Annotated in this window: 4 protein-coding genes; 1 reads left to right on the top strand and 3 read right to left on the bottom strand. The window is 69.7% G+C overall.

The annotated features are described in order from the left end of the window. From ACNPM4_RS10435 to ACNPM4_RS10425, 3 genes are all read right to left on the bottom strand, one after another. A partial coding sequence (locus ACNPM4_RS10435; protein WP_448985617.1) for an ABC-2 transporter permease occupies nt 1-745 on the bottom strand: 745 nt, incomplete at its 3' end. Further along, a complete protein-coding gene (locus tag ACNPM4_RS10430; RefSeq protein ID WP_029262753.1) occupies nt 742-1653 on the bottom strand; it encodes an ABC transporter ATP-binding protein in 912 nt (303 codons plus the stop codon). The genes ACNPM4_RS10430 and ACNPM4_RS10435, both read right to left, overlap by 4 nt. A gap of 93 nt (nt 1654-1746) precedes the next feature. After that, nucleotides 1747-2373: an SOS response-associated peptidase family protein gene (locus ACNPM4_RS10425; protein WP_029262752.1), complete on the bottom strand. Its 627-nt coding sequence runs from the start codon at nt 2371-2373 to the stop codon at nt 1747-1749. A gap of 101 nt (nt 2374-2474) precedes the next feature. Between ACNPM4_RS10425 and ACNPM4_RS10420 the strand changes: the two genes are divergently transcribed. Then, on the top strand, nt 2475-2933 hold a 459-nt coding region (locus ACNPM4_RS10420), incomplete at its 3' end, for a DMT family transporter (RefSeq protein ID WP_448985620.1).

Genomic DNA, 2933 nt, shown 5'->3' with positions numbered 1-2933 from the left:
GGAACGCGACCGGGGCATCGAGTGTCGCGCCGTCGCTCGGCAGGATCGCGCTCTGCGCAGCTGCTACGGGCAGGTAGGCGGATGCGTCGATGACCCATGCCCACGCCTCGCCGGCGAACGAGAAGAAGTTCGCCACGATCGGCAGGACGAACAGGACGCCGACGGTCGCCGCGATGGCTCCGGCCCCCGAACGCAGGATGAACCCGAAGGCGACTCCGATCAGGGCGAACACCGCCATGGCGAGGGAGGAGACGACGATGGGCAGGAACGACGCGGCCGGGTCCGACCAATCGATGCTCTGATCCCGCGGCGCCACGATGAGCGAGACCGCGACGGCTGCGAGACCGAAGATCACCAGGGAAGACAGGAACATGAAGACCGCGAGCACGGTCGACTTGGCCGCCAGCACCGATCCGCGGATCGGGTTCGCGGTGAGCGTCGAACGGATCATCCCGGTCGAGTACTCGCCCGTCACGGAGATCGCACCGATGATGCCGGCGAGCAGCATCGTGAACTGGATCGGCATGACGACGGCCTGGATCGGCTCGAACCCCGGCATGTCGACCGCCTGTGCGATCAGCACGGAGATCCCGATGGTGAGGGCCGCGGCGATGCCGATGGACCACCACGTCGAGCGGAGGGTGGCGAGCTTGATCCATTCGCCGCGTAGGGCGCGGACGAAGGTCAGCCGGCGACCGGTGTCGACGCGCGGCCGCGCGGGCGCGGGTGCCTGTGTCGTGGTCATGAGATCTCCTTGGTGCGGTACTCGACGGAGTCGCCGGTGAGGGCGAGGTAGGCGTCTTCGAGCGATCCGGTGGTGGGGGTGAGTTCGTGCAGCGGGATGCCGCGGTCCGCGGCGAGATCGCCGATGCGGGCGGCGGGGAGACCCACGATGTCGAGGAGGTCGGGAGCCGAGCTCACGATCTCCACACCCGGGCCGCCGACGACCGCGGCGAGATCGGTGGGTCGCGGGGTGCGCACACGCACGGTGTTCTGCGTCCAGGAGCGCACGAGTTCGGCCAGCGGAGCATCCGCCAGCACGCGTCCGCGCCCCATCACGATGACATGGTCGGCGGTCTGCGCCATCTCGCTCATCAGGTGGCTCGACAGGAGCACGGTGCGGCCCTCGGAGGCCGCGTGCCGGACGAACTGACGCACCCAGCGGACGCCCTCGGGGTCGAGGCCGTTGACGGGCTCGTCGAGGATGAGCGTGTGGGGGTCGCCGAGCAGTGCGGAGGCGATGCCGAGGCGCTGTCCCATTCCGAGCGAGAACTTCCCGGCCCGCTTGCGGGCCACCGACCCGATGCCCGCGAGGTCGATGACCTCGTCGACGCGGGAGGAGGGGATCCCGTGGGTCGCTGCCATCGCCCGAAGGTGATTGCGTGCCGTCCGCCCGGTGTGCACGGCCTTCGCGTCGAGAAGGACGCCGACCTCGGTGAGCGGCGCGCGAAGCTTGCGATACTCGCGACCGGCGATCTCGGCGCGTCCGGACGTCGGCCGGTCGAGGCCCACGATCATTCGCATCGTGGTCGACTTGCCGGCACCGTTCGGACCGAGGAAGCCGGTGACGCTGCCCGGCTTGACGGTGAACGACACGTCATCGACGGCCGTCTTGTCTCCGAACCTCTTCGTGAGGCCTTCTGCTGTGATCATGTGGACAACGCTACGGAGCGTCGGGCCGCCGCGCGTCCTCCCCAGGTACCGTCCTCCGGAGCAGGATGTCCTCCCCGCGGCGGATGGATCGGCTCAGGAACGGGGACGGGCGTGGACCCGTGCGGCCATCTCGTCGGAGGCGAGGATCGCCTCGTCGATGATCTCCCTCGACGGTGGCGCCGTCAGCCAATCGTGACTCAGCGAGGCCGGGACGAGCAGCGGCATGCGATCGTGCAGATCGACGAGGTGGTCGGGGGCGGGGCGCATCACGATCGAATAGCACGTGTACCACTCGCCGTCGGCGGTGCGACCGCGCTGCGTGACCGCGGCCATGCCGAAGAGCGTGCCCTCGTCGATGAGGAACTCGTTCCACTGCCGCGACGGCTTCTGCATCTCGTACCAGCTGGTCGCCGGGACGATCGCCCGCGACTTCGCTCCGCCCGGGCGCTCCTGCAGGCGCTCGGACCGCGTGTTGATCGAGGGGAACTTCGCCGGCTCACCGTTCACGAGAAAGCCCCACCACGCGGGTTCCAATGTGGGAGCGGCATCGGGCTGCACGATCACCGGGTTGAGGTTGCGGAGGTTCTTCCCCGTCGGACGGATGGTCTCACCCGCGTTCCCCTCCGCCCAGACACGCAGGCCCTCGAGCACCGCATCGTCGGCGGCGGCGAGGACTTCCGCATCGGTGAACCGGGGATCGAGACCGTAGCTCGCGCACATGCCGTCAGCGTAGCCCCGGCCGCCGACATCCGTCACGTCCCGGCGGGCTGGGGCTCCGATAAGGTCGACGGGTGCCAGAAACCCGTCGACTCCCCGCGCCCCTGGCACTCGGCGGGGCCGTCGCGATCGGAGTCATGACGGCGATCCAGGCCCGGATCAACGGCGTTCTCGGGGTGCGTGTGGATGACGGCATCGTGGCGGGCCTCCTCTCGTTCTCGGTAGGCCTGCTCGCACTGGTCGCCGTGATCTGCTGCATCCCCTCAGCCCGGCGCGGAGTAGGACGCCTCTGGAGCGGCATCCGACATCACACGATCCCGTTCTGGATGCTGCTGGGCGGGGCGTGCGGAGCCCTCACCGTCTCCACCCAGGGGCTGACCGCCGGGGTCCTCGGCGTCTCGCTGTTCAGCGTCGGCGTCGTCGCGGGCCAGACCCTGCACGGACTCGTGCTCGATCGGATCGGGTTCGGCCCTGCGGGCGTGGTCGCGGTCACCCCCGGCCGGGTCGCCGGCGGCGTTCTCGCGCTCGCCGCGGTCGGCATCTCGTTGTCGGGCGACGTGCTC

This window comes from Microbacterium umsixpiens (genome assembly GCF_053543675.1).
This window is presented reverse-complemented; position numbering and strand designations above follow the sequence as displayed.

Bases quoted from the DNA above. Each gene is read 5' to 3' on its own strand.
- ACNPM4_RS10430 (WP_029262753.1), bottom strand. From the start codon at position 1,653: ATGATCACAGCAGAAGGCCTCACGAAGAGGTTCGGAGACAAGACGGCC.
- ACNPM4_RS10425 (WP_029262752.1), bottom strand. From the start codon at position 2,373: ATGTGCGCGAGCTACGGTCTCGATCCCCGGTTCACCGATGCGGAAGTC.